This is a genomic window from Sphingomonas populi (assembly GCF_004208535.1).
GTDB classification, from domain to species: Bacteria; Pseudomonadota; Alphaproteobacteria; order Sphingomonadales; family Sphingomonadaceae; genus Sphingomonas; species Sphingomonas populi.
The window spans coordinates 1-18,949 of the sequence record NZ_SGIS01000056.1 but is presented as its reverse complement, the minus strand read 5'-3'; the positions used below and the strand labels follow the sequence as shown (position 1 = coordinate 18,949).

At 64.9% G+C, this 18,949-nt stretch carries 16 protein-coding genes, 1 pseudogene and 1 other annotated feature; of the genes and pseudogenes, 4 read left to right on the top strand and 13 right to left on the bottom strand.

Annotated features, from left to right (window positions below; all coding sequences use genetic code 11):
* Positions 1 to 54: 54 nt before the first annotated feature.
* The 5 genes from EWE75_RS26085 to EWE75_RS25175 are packed head-to-tail and all read right to left on the bottom strand — an operon-like array spanning position 55 to position 4,116.
* Positions 55 to 384 (bottom strand): cytochrome o ubiquinol oxidase subunit IV, encoded by a 330-nt coding sequence (locus EWE75_RS26085; protein WP_130160198.1) that lies wholly within the window; start codon positions 382 to 384, stop codon positions 55 to 57.
* On the bottom strand, positions 381 to 1,007 hold the full coding sequence (locus EWE75_RS21825; RefSeq protein ID WP_130160197.1) for a cytochrome c oxidase subunit 3: 627 nt from the start codon (positions 1,005 to 1,007) through the stop codon (positions 381 to 383). Before EWE75_RS21825 ends, EWE75_RS26085 begins: the two co-directional genes overlap by 4 nt.
* On the bottom strand, positions 1,004 to 3,088 hold the full coding sequence (locus EWE75_RS21820) for a cbb3-type cytochrome c oxidase subunit I (RefSeq protein WP_130160196.1): 2,085 nt from the start codon (positions 3,086 to 3,088) through the stop codon (positions 1,004 to 1,006). The genes EWE75_RS21825 and EWE75_RS21820 overlap by 4 nt, the downstream gene beginning before the upstream one ends.
* Positions 3,085 to 3,930, bottom strand: a complete 846-nt coding sequence (locus EWE75_RS21815) for a cytochrome ubiquinol oxidase subunit II family protein (protein ID WP_231708504.1) — start codon at positions 3,928 to 3,930, stop codon at positions 3,085 to 3,087. Before EWE75_RS21815 ends, EWE75_RS21820 begins: the two co-directional genes overlap by 4 nt.
* 30 nt (positions 3,931 to 3,960) lie before the next feature.
* A complete protein-coding gene (locus tag EWE75_RS25175; RefSeq protein ID WP_165388481.1) occupies positions 3,961 to 4,116 on the bottom strand; it encodes a hypothetical protein in 156 nt (51 codons plus the stop codon).
* Positions 4,117 to 4,296: 180 nt separating this feature from the next.
* Between EWE75_RS25175 and EWE75_RS21810 the strand changes: the two genes are divergently transcribed.
* Complete coding sequence (locus tag EWE75_RS21810) at positions 4,297 to 5,889, top strand: L,D-transpeptidase family protein (protein WP_231708503.1); 1,593 nt, start codon at positions 4,297 to 4,299, stop codon at positions 5,887 to 5,889.
* A 19-nt stretch (positions 5,890 to 5,908) separates the two neighbouring features.
* Here EWE75_RS21810 and EWE75_RS21805 read toward each other — a convergent pair whose 3' ends face one another.
* From EWE75_RS21805 to EWE75_RS21785, 5 genes are all read right to left on the bottom strand, one after another.
* Positions 5,909 to 7,108, bottom strand: a complete 1,200-nt coding sequence (locus EWE75_RS21805) for a cation:proton antiporter (protein ID WP_130160194.1) — start codon at positions 7,106 to 7,108, stop codon at positions 5,909 to 5,911.
* 56 nt (positions 7,109 to 7,164) lie between these two features.
* Positions 7,165 to 8,691: a DUF389 domain-containing protein gene (locus EWE75_RS21800; protein ID WP_130160203.1), complete on the bottom strand. Its 1,527-nt coding sequence runs from the start codon at positions 8,689 to 8,691 to the stop codon at positions 7,165 to 7,167.
* 119 nt (positions 8,692 to 8,810) lie between these two features.
* On the bottom strand, positions 8,811 to 9,740 hold the full coding sequence (locus tag EWE75_RS21795) for a serine hydrolase (RefSeq protein WP_130160202.1): 930 nt from the start codon (positions 9,738 to 9,740) through the stop codon (positions 8,811 to 8,813).
* 283 nt (positions 9,741 to 10,023) lie between these two features.
* Positions 10,024 to 11,352 (bottom strand): DUF2254 domain-containing protein, encoded by a 1,329-nt coding sequence (locus EWE75_RS21790; RefSeq protein ID WP_130160193.1) that lies wholly within the window; start codon positions 11,350 to 11,352, stop codon positions 10,024 to 10,026.
* 106 nt (positions 11,353 to 11,458) lie between these two features.
* Positions 11,459 to 13,870, bottom strand: a complete 2,412-nt coding sequence (locus EWE75_RS21785; RefSeq protein ID WP_130160192.1) for a membrane-bound PQQ-dependent dehydrogenase, glucose/quinate/shikimate family — start codon at positions 13,868 to 13,870, stop codon at positions 11,459 to 11,461.
* 220 nt (positions 13,871 to 14,090) lie between these two features.
* Between EWE75_RS21785 and EWE75_RS26350 the strand changes: the two genes are divergently transcribed.
* Positions 14,091 to 14,285 (top strand): glycoside hydrolase family 97 C-terminal domain-containing protein, encoded by a 195-nt coding sequence (locus EWE75_RS26350; protein ID WP_130160201.1) that lies wholly within the window; start codon positions 14,091 to 14,093, stop codon positions 14,283 to 14,285.
* A 29-nt stretch (positions 14,286 to 14,314) separates the two neighbouring features.
* Here the strand turns inward: EWE75_RS26350 and EWE75_RS21775 are convergent, their stop codons facing one another.
* The 3 genes from EWE75_RS21775 to EWE75_RS25340 form a co-directional block, all read right to left on the bottom strand.
* Positions 14,315 to 16,105 (bottom strand): SLC13 family permease, encoded by a 1,791-nt coding sequence (locus tag EWE75_RS21775; RefSeq protein WP_130160200.1) that lies wholly within the window; start codon positions 16,103 to 16,105, stop codon positions 14,315 to 14,317.
* A gap of 107 nt (positions 16,106 to 16,212) precedes the next feature.
* Positions 16,213 to 16,267 (top strand) — a sequence feature (sul1 is cis-regulatory element that is thought to sense ions involved in sulfur or methionine metabolism; They are found in Alphaproteobacteria).
* A gap of 127 nt (positions 16,268 to 16,394) precedes the next feature.
* Positions 16,395 to 17,609: a hypothetical protein gene (locus EWE75_RS21770; RefSeq protein ID WP_130160191.1), complete on the bottom strand. Its 1,215-nt coding sequence runs from the start codon at positions 17,607 to 17,609 to the stop codon at positions 16,395 to 16,397.
* 87 nt (positions 17,610 to 17,696) lie between these two features.
* Positions 17,697 to 17,903, bottom strand: coding sequence for a hypothetical protein (locus EWE75_RS25340; protein WP_130160190.1), 207 nt, complete (start codon positions 17,901 to 17,903; stop codon positions 17,697 to 17,699).
* Between EWE75_RS25340 and EWE75_RS21760 the strand changes: the two are divergent.
* Positions 17,886 to 17,996, top strand: a pseudogene (locus tag EWE75_RS21760) (ATP-binding protein); the annotation flags it as partial. The gene EWE75_RS25340 and the pseudogene EWE75_RS21760 overlap by 18 nt on opposite strands.
* A 333-nt stretch (positions 17,997 to 18,329) precedes the next feature.
* Positions 18,330 to 18,949, top strand: a 620-nt coding sequence (locus EWE75_RS21755) for a tyrosine-type recombinase/integrase (protein ID WP_231708501.1), incomplete at its 3' end; no start/stop codon positions are given.

The following is an 18,949-nucleotide window of genomic DNA, read 5'->3' as shown; positions in this document are numbered from 1 at the left end:
CCGCCAGAACGGTTGATGACCTCTGGCGCATTATCGGCCAATCTATCGACGAATTCACCCCCGCAGAGTGCAAAAACTACTTCGCTCACTGCGGATATGATGCTTTTTGATCGAAAAATGCTCTAGCGCGACGATCAGCGTCGAAAAAAGGATCAGTTGCAGATCGTCACGCGCCGATCGGCGGAAGCTGATGTGCAGGAAGCATCGGAACTGGACGATGATCTGTACCAGCGCGAGGCCGAGCACGGCCGCGAAGGTGGCGCGCCCGGCGAGAAACGGCCAGCGCACAGCAGAGAAGGCGGCGCCAGTCAGCATCAGCGCCAAGGCATAGCCGATCAGATAGGTACGGATCTCCCGCTTACGGTCGTCGCGTGGGCCGTTCATCGGATCAGCCCCGGCAGGTAGACAGTGGAGAAGATCGCGATCCAGATGAGGTCGAGGAAGTGCCAGAACAGCCCGAGGCGAAGCAGGTTGATCTTCACGCGTGGATCAAGCCCGAACACGCGAAGCTGCACCATCATCACCACGATCCACAGGCTGCCGGCCAGCACATGCAGCCCGTGCAATGGCACCAGGCCGAAAAAGGCCGAAAGGAAGCCGCTCCGCGTCGGATCGGCGCCGTGCGAGAACATCTCGGAAAAATCGTGCAGTTCCATGCCCAGGAACAGCAAGCCAAGCGCCAGCGTCGCGGCCAGCCACCCGAAGATTACCCGCTGCGCACCGCCATGCTTCATCGCCACCGATGCCATGCCGTAGGTGACGCTGCTGGTGAGCAGGATCAGCGTTTCCGCGAAGATCGGGCCGATCTTGTATTCGCTCGCCGGGGTAGGCCCGCCAGCGGTCGCGGGCAGCATCACGCCATAGGTGGCGAACAGCAGAGCGAAGAGCACCGCGTCGCTCATCAGGAATACCCAGAAGCCGAATACGTCGCGGCCAGCCGCGGCATGGGTCTCCGCGTCGGTGCCGCCTAGGTTCAGGCTGGCGGGGGCGGTCTCGTCCTTGCTCATCGCGTCACCAGCGCCACGCCCTGATTGGCGGGACTCGTCTCGATTTCACGCGGGATTGGGCGGGCCTTGGCGACGGCCTCCAGCCAGCCGCGTTCGGTCCGCTCCACCGCGCGCGCCGGGATGATGCGGTGCGTGTCGCGCACGAAGCTGCGCGCGATGACGGTGCCGATCACGACCAGCATGCCGAGGATCGCGAGCCACCAGATATGCCACACCAGCGCAAACCCAACCGCCCCGCTGGCGATGCCGATGATGGGCGCGACTGCGCTGTTCCTGGGCATCTCGATGTCGTGATATTCAGCCGGTGGCGCGTAGGGGGCTTCCTTCCGCTTGGCATCGAAGAACCAGTGCGGCTGATCGACCACGGGCCGTCGTGCGAAATTATACTCGGGCGGCGGGGCCGAGGTCGACCATTCCAGCCCGCGACCGTCCCACGGGTCGCCGGGGAAGACTCGATTGGCGTCGCGCTGGCGGATGCTCACCCAAAGCTGGACGATCAGCGCGGCAAACGCGAAGAACAGGACGAGCGCCCCGATCTCGGCGACGTAGAGCCACGGCCGGTAGGCGGTTTCCATCACCGCCTGCGTCCGCCGCGCCATGCCTGCGGCGCCCAGCACATAGAGCGGCATGAAAGCGAGATAGAAGCCGAGCACCCAGCAGGCGCAGGAAATTCGCCCCCAGCGCTCATTCAGTCGGAAGCCGAACGCTTTGGGAAACCAGAAGGTATAGGCCGCGAGCATGCCGTAGAGCGTGCCGGGGATCAGCATGTTGTGAAAATGCGCGACGAGGAACAGCGTGTTGTGGACGACATAATCGAGCGGCGGAAAGGCGAGGATAATGCCGGTGAGGCCGCCCAGCACGAACGTCATCATGAAGGCGAGGGCGTACCACATCGGCGTGGTGAACCGCACTTCCCCCCGGAACATCGTCCAGATCCAGTTATAAATCTTCACCCCCGTCGGCACCCCGATCGTCATGGTCGCGATGCCGAACGCTGCGTTGATGCTCGGGCTCTGGCCCATGGTAAAGAAATGGTGGAGCCATACCGTGAAGGACAGCACCGCGATCGCCATCGTTGCGATCACCAGAGAGGTGTAGCCGTAGAGCTCCTTGGAGGAAAAGGTGGAGACAACTTCCGAATAGATGCCGAACGCCGGCAGGACGACGATATACACCTCTGGATGCCCGAACATCCAGAACAGGTTGGCGTAGTTCATCATGTTGCCGCCAAGCGCGTTGGTGAAGAAATGGAAGCCGAGATAGCGGTCGAGGGCCAGCAGCGCGGTGGCGATGGTCAGCGGCGGCATCGCGAAGATCATCAGGATGGCGGTGCACAGGCTGGTCCAGGCGAACAGCGGCATCCGCATCAGCGTCATGCCCGGGCAGCGCATCTTGTAGATGGTGACGGCGATGTTGATGCCGGTCAGCGTCGAGGCGATCGAGCCGAGCGTCACCGCCCATATCCAGTAATCGGGGCCGACACCCGGGTTAAACCCGATCTCGGTGAAGGGTGGATAGCCGCTCCAGCCACCCGTCGAGAAGCGGCCGATCACCAGCGAGACCATCATCAGCGCAGCACCCGCGCCCGTCAGCCATAGCCCGATCGCGTTGAGTAGCGGGAAGGCTACGTCGCGCGCGCCGATCTGCAGTGGCACGAGATAGTTGATCAGCCCGGTGAGGAACGGCATCGCCATGAAGAAGATCATGATCGAACCGTGCGTGCTGAACAGCTCGGCGAAATGTTCGGGGGCGACGAAGCCGGGATTGCCGATCGCGACCGCCTGTTGCAGCCGCATCAGATTGGCCTCGACCAATGCGCGCGCCAGCATTACCAGCGCGATCACGACGTACAGGATGCCGATCTTCTTGTGATCGAGGCTGGTGAGCCACTTGCTCCACAACCAGCGCCAGCGGTCGAGCCGTGTGAGCAACAGCACGACGAACACGACGCCCACGACGACCATCGCGGCAGCACCGGCGCCGATCAGTTCGTTGATCGTCGGATTCTGCCAGGCGCGGACGAACGGCAGCGAGTCCCAGGCGAAGCGGCCGAGCAGCGCGGGCCAGACGGGCGCGCTCATCGCGCGTGGTCCTGCGTGCTTGCCGTCATCAGATGCTCGAACAGACCGGGGGGTACGCTTGAGAAAAAGTCCGGGCGTGGCGCCACGGAGCGGCTCGTAACACGCGCCAGCGCGCGGCTGTCAAGCGGATGGCGCGCGGCACGCACCCGCGTGAGCCAGCGGCGATAGCCCGGCGGTTGCAGGGCGATCACGTCGAACGTCTGCTCATGGAATCCTCCGCCGTTGAATTGGGTATTTTCGCCGCGGAACACGCCGGGGCGGCTGGCGGCGAGATGAAGATGCGTGCGCATCCCCGCCATCGCATAGATTTGCCCGGCGAGCTGCGGGATCAACAGCGACTGCATTACTGTGCCGCTGGTGAGGCTGAGATGCACTGCGCGTCCCACCGGGATCGCCAACTGGTTGACGGCGGCGACGTGTTCATCGGGATAGATGAACAGCCATTTCCAATCGAGCGCGACCACCTGCACCTCGATCGGCGGCAGGTTGGCCGGTAGCGGACGATAGGGGTCGAGCCGGTGCGTGGCGCTCCATAGCAGGACGCTGAGGCCGATGACGATGCCGATCGGTGGCAGCCAGATCAAGATTTCCAGCGGCCAGGAAAAGCCCCAGTCGGGGCGGAAGGCGTCGCCTTTGTTCGAGATGCGGTAATGATAGGCGATCAGCGGCACGAGCAGCAGCACCGGCCCGGCGACGAAGATCAGCACCACGGCGAGGATCAGATAGACATGCCATTCGTCCGCCGCGACTGGGCCGGCATGGTTCATCACGCCCAGCTTCAACGCCGCGCAACCGCCCAGCAGCAGCGGTAGGGCGACCAGCAGCGCCGCCGCCCTGTTCAAGATGCGCCTCTCGCGGTCCATGCGCGCGGCTCAGGCGGCGTCCGCCTGCGCGACGATTGGGGACGGCACGCCGTCGGCTGCCCCGCGCGGCCAATCCGAACAGCCATAGATGGCGGTGTTGAATTTAAGCGAATCGAACCCGCCCGAAGGGCCGCCGTAAGGAACGGTATCGTCATCCAGCGCCATAACGAGATGTCTCCGTCTCGGCGCCCCCCGGCAATGCTTTTTTACAATCCGCGCCCTGCGACGCAACCCTCGATCGGCGAGGAGAAGCATTTTTGGCGGAAGCCGCCTTGTTCCGCGCCCAGCAGGCTCTGCCCGTGGAGAAACGAGGGACCGAACGGCGCGATGAGGCGTTCGCAAGGTATGATGTTAGTCAACGTTCGGCGCGGCTGCCTTGTCACAGCCTGCGGCGCGGTATCGCTTTTTGCCCTGACCGTCCCGCTCTCCGCCCACGCCGCCGCCGCCTCTGGAGCAGGGGATGCGGAGCTTCCGGGTGAGATCTCTGAAGCCGATCTTCGCGCGGCGGTGACCGATCCGGCCACCCGCCGCTTCTACGATCGTGTGCACTGGCGCGCTGTCTGGAACGCGGCGGCGATCCAGGCGCTGCGGCAGGCGCTGTCCGGTCGAGCGGCGCATGGGCTCGACCACGTCACCTTTCTCCAGGATTCCGGCGCGGACGCGACCATCGCGCAGCGGGAGGCTGCGTTCACCGGTGCCGCACTCCGCTATGCGGCGGCACTGGGCAAGGGTGTCGTCGATCCAGCCAGCCTCCATTCGGTCTACACGCTCGCCCGGCCAGATCTGGATGTGGTGGGCGGACTTGCGACAGCGCTGGAGCGGGGCGAACTCGCCCGCTGGCTCGACGGCCTTGCACCCCAGGATGCGGCATACGCCAAGGTGTCCGACGCGTATCTGGCAGCCGTAGCCGAAGCCGGGCAGGGGGACGATGCCGGGCCGCGCATCGATACGACCGGGGTCGTCCGGGCAGGGGACACGGACCCGCGCGTTCCCGCCATCGTGCGGCAGCTTCAGGCCCAGGGCTATATGGTCGCTGGCGGTACATCCGCCACGCCGCCGGTCGAAGGCGGGCTCCCCGTTTACGCGTCGCGGGTGTACACCGATCGCATCGTGGACGCGGTGCGCCAGATGCAGCGCGACTATGGCCTCGCCGAGGACGGCGTGCTCGGTCCGCGCACCATCGCGGTGCTCAATCTTCGTCCCGCCGACCGCGCGCGGGCGATCGCCGTCGCGCTCGAACGGCTGCGTTGGCTCGCGCGCAACCCACCGGCGACGCGGATCGACGTAAACATCGCCGCCGCCATCCTGTATTACTATCGCGATGGCGTGCTGGTCGACAGTCGCAAGGTGATCGTCGGCAAGCCGGGGAAGGAAACCCCGATGCTGCTGTCTCCCATCTACCGGCTGGTCGCCAACCCGACCTGGACGATTCCCAAGTCGATCGAGCGCAGCGAACTGGCGCATGTCGGGCCGAAGTATCTCGCCAGTCATAATATGGTGCGCCGGGGCGGCTATATCGTCCAGCGGCCGGGGCCGGACAATGCGCTGGGCATGGTCAAGTTCGACATGATCAACGACCGGGCCATCTATCTGCACGATACCAGCGCGCCCGGCTTGTTCGAGCGCAGCCAGCGCCATCTCAGCCATGGCTGCGTGCGGGTGGAAGGCGCGCTTGGGTTCGCCCAGCGCATCGCCGAGGATGAAGGCGTGGCCGATCGCTGGCAGTCCGCCAGCGCCGGCGGGAAGCATACGTTCGTCGATCTGCCGGTTCGGATTCCCGTGCGGCTGCTGTACCAGAACGCCTTTGTCGATGAGGCCGGGCATGTGACCGTGCGCGCCGATCCCTATGATTGGAACGGCCCCGTTTCGCGGGCACTCGGCTTCGATGATGGTGCCCATGCGCGCGCGCAGGCCGATACGGTAGACATCGGCCCCTGATCGCCGGTGCGCCGAGAGATCAGTGTTCGAAATCCTCCGCGCCCGTCAGCTTCCAGCGGCGCAACAATGGCGGCATGGTGAGGCCTTGCGCGAAGATCGAGAAGGCGACCACGCCGAAGGTGACCACGACGATCTCGGCCCGCTCCGCCACCACCGTCGGCACCGCCAGCGCGAGCGCAAGGCCAACGGCGCCGCGCAGGCCGCCCCATACCAGCACATGCTGATAGGTGGCGGGCAGTCGCAGGCTGGTGCGCGCGAACAGCGCCGCCAGCGGGTACACGGCGGCGGCCCGGCCCAGCAGGGTGAGGAGGATGCCGGCACCCAGCGCGCCGGCCACCAGTGCGATCGGCTGATGCGCCTCATGGCTGCCGATCAGCAGGAACAGGCAGGAATTGGCCAGGAACGCCGCATAGGCCCAGAAATCCTGCACATGCTGGCGCCCGGCGGTGGAGATCGATCCGCGAGGGCCGATCGCGCCGACGATGATCCCGGCGGCCAGCGCGGCGAACACGCCGGAGGCATGGACGTGCTCGGCAAGCAAAAAGCTGCCCCATGCGACGACCGTGGTGAGGGTCACTTCGACGAGGTGGTCGGTGGTACGACCCGCAACGGTGAGGACCACGAACGCCACGCCGCCGCCGATCAGCACACCGCCGATGACTGTCCAGAGCAAGGAGATCGCCACGCCGCTAACGGTCAGCGCGCTGCCCTCGGCGATCGAAACCAGGATGGCGAAGCCGACGGCGGCGACGCCGTCGTTGAGCAGGCTTTCCGATTCCACCACCATGCTGAGGCGCGGCTCCGCGCGCATTTCCTTGAAGGCGGCGATCACCGAGACCGGGTCGGTCGCGGCGATCAGCACGCCGAAAAAGGCCGCGCCCAGCCAGCTCCAGCCGAGCAGCAGGTGCATGCCGGCAGTGACGAACGCCCCCGCGATGGCCACGCCGAGGAATGCCAGCACGACGGTGAGCGGCATCTGCTCCCGGAAGCGCTGCCATCGCAATTGTAGCGCCGCCTCGAAGATGAGCGGCGGCAGGAAAACGTTGAAGATCAGCTCGCGCGACAACGGCAGGTTGGCGCCGACCGGCACAAAAGCGAGAGCGATCCCGGCGAGCACCAGCCCGGCCGTGTAGGGCAGGCCGATGCGCCGAGATAGCATTGCGACCAGCGACGCGACAACGAGCAGCGTTCCCAGTTCGGTAAGGCCAATGTCGTTCAACCGATCGCTCCCTGGAAATAGGCGACATGTTTCCGCCGCAGCACTGCCCGCAACCCCTAAGGCAGGACCGGGGTCGGCACGAGGGCAAAGCGTTGCCCGGCGGGCGGTCCCGGGTCGGGAGTGATCCCGTCGCGTCGTAGCTGTGCCGCGATCGCGAGCGCACGACGCTGCGCCAGGTTGGGGCGCTCAGGCGGCGTGCCGGCCGGCAAGCCCGGTACGCCAAGCGTGGATATGTTCCAGCGCTTGGCGGCCCAGGCGGATGCCGCGACCGCCTCGGCGGCGGCTTGGTCGAGTGTGCTGACATTGTCTGCGAAAGCGATGGTCGGCAGCGGCGCCTGGGGCGGAACGATCGCCACCGACCAATCGGCTGCGCTTTGCGCGGCCCTGGTCTCGAGCATCCGGTAGGTCGCGATGCTGGCCCCCGGCAGCGCGGCGGCGGCTGCGGTGGCGCGGTGATGGTCGCGGTCGATCGTCACATCGTCGGGCTTTAGGCCCGCGATCAGCGCGACCATCTGCGCCACCTCGGTCGCGCGCTGCGCCTCGATATGCGACGCCTCGCCTGCCCGGCGCAGTTCCTCGCGTTGCGCGGTGAGCGCGTCCGCGCCCGCGCCGAGGAGCACCTGGTCGAGGCTCAAGCGGACCGGACGCCCTAGCTGCGTCTCCAGCGCCTTCTGGATCGCTCCCGTCTTCTGCATGGCGTCGCGCGGCGTAATCACCACTGCGCGCACGACGAGCGGGTCACCGGTGAAGTCGAGATCGAGTTGGGTGACTCGTGCTTTCGCACCGAACCGCTCGGAGAGCAGCGACCGTGCCTGCGTGACGGCCACGGCTTCGCGGCCGATCCGGTTGAGCGAAATGCCGAGCGGGATCGCCATCGCCACGAAGACGAGGATCAGGATCGTGGTCTGGGCCCAGGTTTGTCGATGCGAAAGATGATGGCCGAAGCCGTAGAAGCGCGCCATCGCGGTCGCGGCCAGCGCGATCGTGATGAAGTTGGTTACGAACAACGCGAAGGCGCCCATCGCTACGGGCGCGTTCCAGGTCGCGATACCAAAGCCGACCACCGCCAGCGGCGGCATCAGCGCGGTGGCGATGGCGACGCCGACGATGGTGTCGCCGCGCCCGCGTATGATCGCGAAGGTGCCCGCCAGCGCCGCGAACAGCGCGACCGCGAGGTCGAACAGGTTAGGCCGGGTCCGCGCGACGATCTCGGAGGTTGGCGCCTGCAGCGGCGAGATGGTGACGATCAGCGCGGTAAATGCGATCGCCGCAGCCGCGCCGATCGCCAGCGCCTTGAGCGACCGGCGCAGCTCGACGAAATCGAACAGCGCCAGGCTGAAGCCGAAGCCGAGGATCGGGTTCATCAAGGGCGAGATCAGCATCGCGCCGATCACCACCGCCGGGGATGACAGCAGCAGCCCCAGCACCGCGATTCCCGCCGACATCATGGTCATGAACGCAAAGCGACCCGACCAGCCGCTGTCCTCTACGATCCGCTCGACCACGGCTTCATGATTGATCGGCGCGACCACCGCCCGTCGCCACCAGCGGTACAAAGCGAGGTGCAGCAGGCGCTCGCGCATTCGGGCGTGGCGATCGGGTAGTGTCGTCGCTTCGCTCAAAGCGCATCCTCACTCGACGGTGTTTTTGGCTGCGCCAAGGCTACTCCGATTGCGGCATAAAAGGAAAGCGGAGGACCCTTTCATTGGGCGGTACGGATAATCGCGCGCGTGACGTTGCCCATCAGCCGCATCCGGGCGGAAATGGGCTGGCGCGTGCTCGCGATCATGACCGCGACGGCATAGCGATGCCCGTTCGGCGCGGTGAGCAGCCCGACATCGTTATAGCCGGTGGCGAGATTTCCCAGTTCCTGACCGGTGCCGGTCTTGTGCGCCATCCTCCAACCGGTGCGGAGGCCGGATTTCAGCCGCAGGGGACCGGTTTTGCTTGCCAGCATGATCGACAGCAGCCGCTGGGTGGAAGCGGGGCTGAGCAGCTTGCGCTGCCCCAGCAGCGACAGACCTAGCGTTACGCCATTGGCGGTTGCGCCATCATAAGGCGCGGCCAGATAGCGCTCCAGGGCTTTGCGCCTTGCCATTGGGCTCAGCGCCGCTCGCGCCCTGAGGAAGCCCGCGCCGCCAGCCCATTCCTTGCGCCATGTCAGTCCGGCGGTGCGTGCCTGCAACACGCGTTCGCCGGGGCCGAAGCCCACGCCCCGGATGCCCTTTTCGGTCAGCATCCGGCGGATCGCCGCGGGGCCGCCCACCTTCCACAGCAGTACGTCGTTGCAGGTATTGTCGCTGCGGGTGAGCGCGCATTGCAGCAGCGCGCCCACCGTCGTCCGGTAGCCGTCCGGGCCGACCAGCGGGAGGATGGGCTGGTGAAAGACGGTCAGGTCGGCACGCCTGACGGTCACCGGCGTCGTCAGCGACAGGCGCCGGTGATCGATCGCGTCGAACACGGTGATGGCGACCCACAGCTTGCTGACACTTTGCTGCGGATTGGCGCGCTCGCCATTCCAGGCGACCATCCAGCCTTGCTCGACGTCGCGGACGGAGATGGCCACCTTGCCGTGAAAGGCGGCGCCCAGCGCCTGCACGGCGTTGAGCAGCGCCGCCGGCGGTTCCTGCAATCGCGTTGGGCGCGGCGACGCAGCCGAAGCCGTAACGGGCGGCGCAGTGAAAACCGGCTTGGGCGGTGGGGCGCCGGCGGTGGCTGGTTGGGCGGCAGGGACGCAAGCGGTGAGCAAGGCGCCGGGCGCAAGCAGCGCGCCCAGGCGGACGGCAATGGTGAAACGCGGCAAACAACCCTCCTTTGCCAACCGCTTACAGGCAGAAGTTCGACAGGAGCACCGCTACGGCCGCGCTTCGTCGCGTGGGAAGGGGTATTCGTCGTTGTCGACGACGTGAGGCATCCTATGCCGCGATGGCCGCCCGCATCTGCGCCGCTTTCTCCGCGACGCGATCAGCATCGTGATCGGCGAGCGTGTCGCTCGCCTTCTCGTCGAGCCGTTCGATCCACCGCGCCAGTGCGGCTCGGCGCGCGGGCGGTGCGCAATCCGATGCGATCTCTCCCAGCGTTTGCAGAAAGTGGAGGGCCGCCACCGTATTGGCAGCGGCGTGCTGGAGCAGGGCGCCAAACGACCGGTCCAGCAACGTTTCGAAGTCGAGCGGATGGGCGATGATCCGCAAGGCGCCGTCCTCGTCCCGCCGAAGCGGCTGCGGCAGCGCGCATCCGCTCAGGTCCGAAAGCGCCGCGCCCAGCCAGTCCATGCAAGTAACGGCAGTGAAGGGGTCGTTGATACCCGGCGACAAAGCACGGGCAGCGATCTCGACCAACTCATCGATCAGGAAGCGGATGTCCTGCAGCGCGGTCCGCTGCGACCCGAGCGAGAAGGCCGCTTGCAACTGGCGCGCTGCGGCATCGACCAATGCGGCGGCGGGCCAGACGTCGAGCAGGGCGCGGCCCTTGTGCACGAAGTCGCCGGGGCGATAGCGGATGCGACAGACCAGATCGCGTTCGCTCGCCACACGCAGCAAAAGCTCGTCGTCGATCAGTTGGATGTAGCCCGTCCCCTTGGCATCGACCGGGCTGGAAGTGCCAGGCTGCTCCGCGTCGGCGCACGGCGCGTCGCTGCTGGAGTCCGAATCCGGTGTGTCGGCAAGCGGCGGGAAGCGGCGTTCGATCTCGCGCAAAAGGCGCTGCCCGATATCTTCGATCACGCTGTTGATATGGATTCGTTGCGGTACGTGGTGGATGAAGAAGATCAGCACGACGACGGAACAGACCGCGAGCAGCAGCGCGACCAGCACGGCGAGATTTGGCACGAACGCGGGGGCGCCCGATTCTTCGGGGGAGCGCACCGTGCGCAGCACGATGATGCAGTAGAGGAAGGTGGCGATGAACGTCCCAAGCGTGACCTGATTGCCGCGGTCGCGCATGAAATTGCTGAGCAGCCGCGGCCCATATTCGCCCGAGGCATAGACGACGGCGGCGATCGTCACCGAAAATACGGTGCCCGCGACGGTGATCATCGAGCCGCCAATGGCCGATAGCAATTGCCGCGCGCCGCTCGGCCGCGAGGCATGGAGCCAGGCGAAACGATCCATCCAGCCGGAGCCATCCTGCCCGTCAAGCCACACCATGCCGCCTGCGAGCAGCACCGCTCCGAGCGTCATGACCGCCGGCAGGAACCAGTAGCTCTGGCGAAGCTGATCGGCCAGGCGGACGAGCGCCGCCTTCATTTCACCTCTCCCTTCGGCACCGGCGAACCAGGGCGGCCCCCGAACAGCACGGTCAGCGCCAGATGATCGCCATGATCCATATCTTCGGTGTCACGAAAGGCCGCACTTACGGGAGCGCATAGGCGACGACCTCGTCCCCGATAGGGGTTTCCATAAAGTGGTGCCCGCCCGCATAGATCACGAGGTACTGTTTACCGTTCACTTCGTAGGTGATCGGCGTCGCCTGGCCCCCAGCGGGAAGCACGTCCTTCCACAGCGTCTTGCCGGTGCGCAGATCTATGGCGCGGATCAGATTGTCGGTAGCGGCCGCCACGAAGATGACGCCACCCGCAGTCACCACAGATCCGCCATTGTTCGGCGTCCCGATCGTGATCGGCAGCATCGAGGGTATGCCGAACGGTCCGTTGGTCCGCGCTTCGCCGAGTGGGCGGTCCCAAATCGTCTTGCCGGTGGCCATGTCGATGGCACGGATGCCGCCATACGGGGGCTGCTTGCACAGCATGCCAGTGAAGGGCAGGCGCCAGCCGGCATTGACGTCGATCGCATAGGGGGTGTTGGCCTGCGGATCGCCCGCGCCCTCCGCGCCGCCAATCCTGCCGCGTGCCTGATTGCGCGGTGCCCAGCCGCGCCTGTTCGCCTCCGCCCGCGGCACCAGCCGCACGTAGTTGGGCATATCGTTGTAATTGGCCACGATCACGCCGCGCTGCGGATCGACCGCAATGCCGCCCCAGTCGGTGCCGCCATTATAGCCGGGATATTCGATCGAATGGCGATCGGCCTCAGGGGGTGTGAAGAAGCCCTTGTAGCTCGCCCGGCGGAACTGGATGCGGCATACCATCTGGTCGATCGGCGACATGCCCCACATGTCGCGCTCCGTCAGGTCGCGCTTGCGGAGCGTGTGCCAGAGCGAAACCGGCTGAACAGCGGCGCGCTGCTGTGGCTCAACACCGATCTGCGGCGCGCGGACTTCGCCCACCGGCGTCAGCGGGCGGCCGGTGCGGCGATCGAGGATGTAGATGTCGCCCTGCTTGGACGGCAAGACCATCGCCGGCACGCCCTTATAGTCGATCAGCGTCGCCTGGGCGCCAAAATCATAATCCCACACGTCCTTGCGGACCGCCTGAAAATGCCAGCGCGGCTTGCCGGTGGTCACGTCGAGCGCGACCAGCGACGTGGCGAACCGATTTTCCTCTGGTCGGCGCAGGCCGGAGTAATAGTCCGCTGCCGCATTGCCCATCGGCAGATAGACCAGACCGAGTTGTTCGTCGCCGCTGGCCATCGTCCACATGTTCGGCGTACCACGCGCCCATTCCTTGCCGGCGGGCGGGTAGCCATTCCAGTCCGGGTGCATCATGTCCCACGCCCAGCGCAGCTTGCCGGTGCGTGCGTCGAAGCCCTGGATCACCCCCGACGGCGCCCAGCGATCCTGCCCGTCGAGAACCTGATGCCCGACGACGAGGATGCCGCGCACCAGCGTCGGCGGCGAGTTGATCGAGACATAGCCCCACCGCACATTGCCCATACCCTGCTTGATGTCGGCCTGGCCGCCAGTACCGAAATCGGCGCAAGGACGCCCGGTGCGGGCATCGACGGCGATCAGCCGAGCATCGAGCGTGCCTTCGATCACCCGTGTTGCGCAGGGCTGGTCCGCAGCCATGCCGGGCACCGCGTAATAGACCACGCCGCGGCACGCCGCCGTGTAGGGAATCGCTTTGTCCGATACATTGGGATCATGGCGCCAACGCTGCTCGCCATTGGCGGCGTTGAGCGCGATCAGGATGTTCTTCGGCGTGCAGAGGTAAAGGCTGTCGCCGATCTTGAGCGGCGTGTTCTCCGCACCATAGGTCTTGGCAATCGCCGGGGAGCTTGGCATGTCGCCAGTGTGGATCAGCCAGGCGCGCTTGAGCTTGCCGACGTTCGACGCGTTGATCTGCCCCAACGGCGAGAACCGTCTGGCACTACCCGTACCGCCATAGCTCGGCCAGTCAGCGCCGGTCTGCTGGCCGGAGGGGTCCGCCATGCCTCGGGTTCCGGGCGGTGGGAGCGCCGTCTGTATCGTCACGGGACTGCCGGAGGCCGCCGCTGAAAGATCGATGGCCAATACGGCAAGCGCAATCGCCGAACCGCCCAATGCGAACCGCCAGCGCCCCTGCCGGATGGTCATGGTCGCCATCGCCAGGAGGACCGGAACGAGCAAGACCACCGGTGCGATGATCCGGGGAACTTGCGCCCACGCATTCGCCCCGACTTCCCACCACGCCCACGGGACGGTCACCACGACAATGGCGAGGTACAGCCAGCCACCGAGCATACGGCCTCGCACCATCAGGACGCCGGCCACCACCATCGCGACACCGGCGAGCAGGTAATAAAGCGATCCGCCCAGCAAACCCAGCCATGCGCCGCCGATGGCGAGCACCAGCCCGATCAGCGCGACGACCGCGCCGACCACCCGGCTCGTCCAGCCAGGATGTGGACCAGCGCCGAATAAAGAGGTTGTCTTGCGCAGCTCGGACATGGCGGCACTCTCCACAGTGCGGCGCGGTCGCTCAACAAGCGGCAATAGTCTTGCCGGCGGCTACGTCAGGGGCAACTGGCTAAGCGAGGTTTGATCAGGATTGTTCCGAAATATGTTCAAAAAAGCTCGCCGTGAATGCCTTGCTGAAGAAATCGCAGGTGACTTCGGGAAGTGGATCGCGGTGGCGCACCGCCACGGCAAGCGCTAGTACGTCGGCACGATCACCGATGAAGCCGCGCGCATCGTGGCGCTACCGCTGTCGTTCCTCGGCAAAGGGAAATGGCACATCCGCGCGTGGCTGGACGGGAAGCGGCCACCGGACCTCGATCGTCGAACCGGGACAATAAGCTACAACACCAGGCTTTTCATACCGCTCAGCGCGAACGGCGGTGTTACGCTGATCCTGGAGCCATGAAATGACAGGTGCGGCGATATCGTTCGCGCTCAATACAATCCATATGTGAAGACGAGGAGTACCGAAAGGGTCGCGATCATGATGGCTACCAGCGGCAAGCCGGTCCTGGCATAGTCGCTGAACGTATAATCCCCGGCGGACATGATCAGCATGTTGGTCTGGTACGCGACCGGCGTTGCGTAGCAAAGATTGCAACCGAACAGGACCGCCAGCACCAGCGGCTCCACGGGAATGCCGAGCTGTTTTCCCAGACTGAAGGCGATCGGCGTACCGACCGCCGCAGCCGTCGTGTTCGACGCGAAGTTCGTCAGCACCGTGACGAACAGCATCACTGCCGCCAAGACTCCGGCGGGCGGGAGATACTGGAGTCCAAGCGCCAACAGTTCGCTCAGCCAGGTCGCGGCACCGCTTTCCAGCACGACGCGTCCGATCGCGATGCTCGCGGCGACGAGCAGGATGACCTTTGTCGAAAGCGCACGTCCTACCCGGTCAACCCGAACGCAGCCGGTAATCAGCATGGCGATCGCACCACCGAGCGCCGAGATGGCGATCGGCACCAGACCAATGCTGGCTGGGGCGATCGAGGCGGCCATGATCGCGAGCGCGAGCGGCGCCTTGGCGGACCGAGGAATCTCCTTTGCCCCTTCGAGGACGAGCACGTTCTCGGTAAGCGCCATCACCTCTATGTTGGCGGACGTTCCGACTGCGAGGATGATGTCGCCTTCATCGAACGGGTTGTCTGCCGCAGCCTCGACAGACGGCGCGCCCAGCCAGGGCCGTCGGGCGCGATGAACGCCAAGAATCGCGATATTGTAGAGTTCCGCCAGATTGGCGTTCCGTACCCCTTTGCCGATCAGGCCCGAATCCTTGGCAATGGAAAGCTCGACCACAGTCAAATCCTCGCCCGTCTCGCCATATCCCCGGCCGAGCCGCTCCATCAGCCAAGCTGGCGCCGCAGTCGCGCCGAGTACGCGCATCGCCTCTTCAAGCGCCACATGTGTCCCGCTAACCAGCAATCGACCTTCGGGTCCGGCTTCGCCGAAAAGCTCGATGCCCGACGGGAGTCGCGCGTCAAGTTCCGAGCGCGAGAGACTATGCGCCAGGGAATTCTCGCGAAGGCGCAACAAGGCGGTAAAGCGGCGCGGCTCGTGCCCGGCCGCGACGGAATTGTCGGGCAGCAAGCGGGGCATCACGAGCCAGATGAACGGCAGGGCCACGGCGGCGGCAGCGAGTACGATCGGCGTAAAATGGAACACCCCGATCGGCGGCATGCCCATGTCGCCTGCGATCGATACGACGAGCAGGTTGGTGGAGGTGCCGATCGTCGTCGACATCCCGCCGATCAGCACGGCACTGTTGATCGGAATCAACGTCCTGGAGGTCGCCATGCCGCCGTGGGCGGCGATCGACGCCATGATCGGGATCATCAGCACGAGCACGGGTGTATCGTTGACCATCATGCTCATGCCGAAGGCAAGCAGCAGGGTGACGATCAAACCGATCCGCTGATTGTGGCGCCACACGCGTGTCAGCACCCGCGATACCGGCTCCAGGGCGCCCGTGGTGACCAGTCCCCGTCCCAGCACCATCAGCGCGCAGATCGTAACCAGCGCGTAATGGCCGAACCCCTCGAACGCGAGCTTCAATCCGTCCGTTGGCGCTTGTCCCGGCAAGGGGTACACATATAGCCCCAGCGCGATGACCGTGACGGTGAGCAACGAGATGACCTCGACACGGGCGCGCCCGGAAACGAACCCGTAGAACATCGCGGCGGTCAGCAGAATCGCGCCGATCGCGTGCGCAGACGGAATGGTGGGCATCACGAACGTCGCGCCTCTCCCTATTTTCAGCGCCCGGCCCACCTGACGTAGTGCGCGGCTTCACCTTGGCTCTGCACCCAGTTCCTCGTCTAAAGCCTAAGCATTCGCAAGGACGCCGTGCAATTCGGGGGGCTCATCCGGCCACCGATCCGCCGGTCACTCCAGTTGGTGCACGTTCCAACGGCCATCGCTGTTCGGAACCGCTATCGGTCGCGGATATCTTCGTATGAACATATAACTTTCGACGTATCGAGCCGAATGGATGGCAAGCAGCGCACGGAATTGGGTGTCACCCTTCGGCGGGTGCCCCCGCGAGCGCCGCTGCCACGCAAACCAGTCCGAGCGCCGCGAAGCCGGTTCGCTTTGCCCAGCTTCCTTCGCCGGTCCGCCACGAAACCAAAACCGCGAGCCCGCACTGCATCGCATAAAACAGGGCGAACGCGCGGGACGCCACTGCCACGACCTGAAACGGATCGGTCAGCCAGACGACCGCAATGGCAAGGGCGCTGGCGAGCGCATAGGCGGCAGGCACGCTGAGCCTGCGCCGTGAGACTTCGTTCATCAGGCCGCCCGAGCCGACCGAATCCGCGACCGCCGCGCTCAACTGGCTCGAAAGCGCGCCGATCAACACGAAGACACCAAGCGGCGCGGCGACCATCCGCATGATGTCGAGAATACCTGCTACGCCCTCAGCCTTGGCGGCGGCTCCGAGCAGCGGGGTGAGCAAGCCAAGGAAGGCAAGATAGATCGCGGCCGCGATCCACTGGGCATGGCGCATGGTTCGTACCCGTGTCGCCTGGCTATAGGCATGGCCGAGATACCGAGAGGTCTCGAACCCCTGCACGGTGATGAGCAGGCCGAGCAACATCGGCACGCTTTCCCATGATAGCTTCGCGGCCGGGATTGCTGCTGTGGTTCCGAAGTTCGTCACCCACCAGCATGCAAGTCCCACCAGAAGGCCTGCAATGATCCCGATCTTGATCGATACCGTGCCGTGCGCGACATGCTCCACGCGTCTGAGGCCACCCCCGAATGCGAGCAGCATCAACACCAAGATGATCGCTGTCACGCTCACATTCGAAACGAGGCCGTGCCACGCCTCCGAAACCGCGAGCGGCTTCATCGCGAACTCGGCGAGCAGTTTCAGGTAATAGGCGACCGAGACCGCATATGCGCCCGCGAGCACGACCTGCGTAACCCGCGCCGACCAGACGACGGGATCATGAAACGGCTTGTCGGCGAGATAATTTTCGACATGGACGATGTTCCAGCGAATTACCCCGCCGACCGCATAGGCCAGGAGCAGCAGCGCGGCCATGGCCCAGAACGCCGCCCCGCCGAACTCGCGCGCAAGCAGCGGGCCGGAGATGAGAAATCCGCTGCCGATGATCGACGCAAGCGGCGTGACCGTCGCGGCCCAGGTCTCCGAGCGGGCAAATCGGCCGAAGCTCAATCCGGTCGCAACGAGCACGGCGGCGATGATTGCGGCAAGGGTGATAAGCAACGCGGGTTCCTTCGAGGGGACGCCGTCGCGCCGATCATATCGTCAATCAGCCTAACGCGGGTTATTCCATTCTGCTATCCCTTGAGATCAGCCAGGCCGAAAGTCGTGCGATCGTGCCGCCGTGGACAGCAGGCGACCGTCCCATTGCACGGTGACACCTTCCAACCCGATCAGGACGAACAGCGCCGTGGCCAGAAGGATCGAAAAGACGACCACGCCGACACCGTCGCTGAACGGACTTTCGCCCGCAACTGTGGGTTCCAGCGTCGGTGAGACTTGGATCGCCTCACCCACCACTGCCACATCCTCGAATCCGGCAATGACAGCTTCCGGTTCAGGGCCAGCGCTGCAGCCGACAAACCCAGGAAGGAGAAAACCGTGACTTAACCAACGCATCATCAAGCGTGGCATAAGCCGCACAACCGGGTCACCTCTCGATGGAAACCCAGGGTAAACTCTCAGCAGAAATCAACAAGCGGTATCGTATTTCGCCGATCCGACTGGGACGGCTATACCACAAAACCCGCAGAAAACAGCCGTTTACGGCACAGTCTGAGATGCCATGGAATGGCGTTTTGGTGACCCCTACGGATACCGTTGTGAAATTCCAGGAACCATCATTGCGTCTCAGCTTCTTGATATCATTGCGAATACTTGAAAACTGTCGGGCCAGAGCGTCCCACAGTTTTCCGTAAAATCTGGATCAAAGTGTGGGACTTGATGTGGGACTTCATTGCGGAGTTTCAGATGGCGTTGACGACTCTCAAGGTCAAACATGCAGGTCCCGGCAGACATGCCGATGTGCACGGTCTCTACCTCCTCGTTCGCGACAGCGGAGCGCGATCCTGGGTGCTGCGGATGCAACACGCGGGGCGACGTCGCGATTTCGGCCTTGGACCTGCGCAGGACGTTCCTCTCGCCGATGCACGGATCCTCGCCGCGAATTTGCGCAAGGCCGTTCGTGCGGGCGAAGAGCCTGTATCACGGCGTAGGGCAGGGCATAGGTCTGCACCGACCTTCGAGAAGGTCACGCGCGATTGCTACGACGCTATGAAGGGTGGGTGGAAGGATCAGCGTCACGTTTCCTGGATATCGAGCTTCGAGCGCCACGTCTTTCCGCTCATCGGCACGAGGGCCGTGACCGCGATCGACAGCGCGGCGGTTTTAACTGTGTTGGAGCCGATCTGGCTCACGGTCCCGGACACCGCAAAGCGTGTGCTGCAACGGATCGGAACCGTGCTGGACTTTGCGCACATCAAGGGATTTGTCCCCGAAGAGGTATCGCTTCGATCCGTAACGCGAGGCCTTCCGCGGCAGACCCATCAGGTAACCCACCGGGC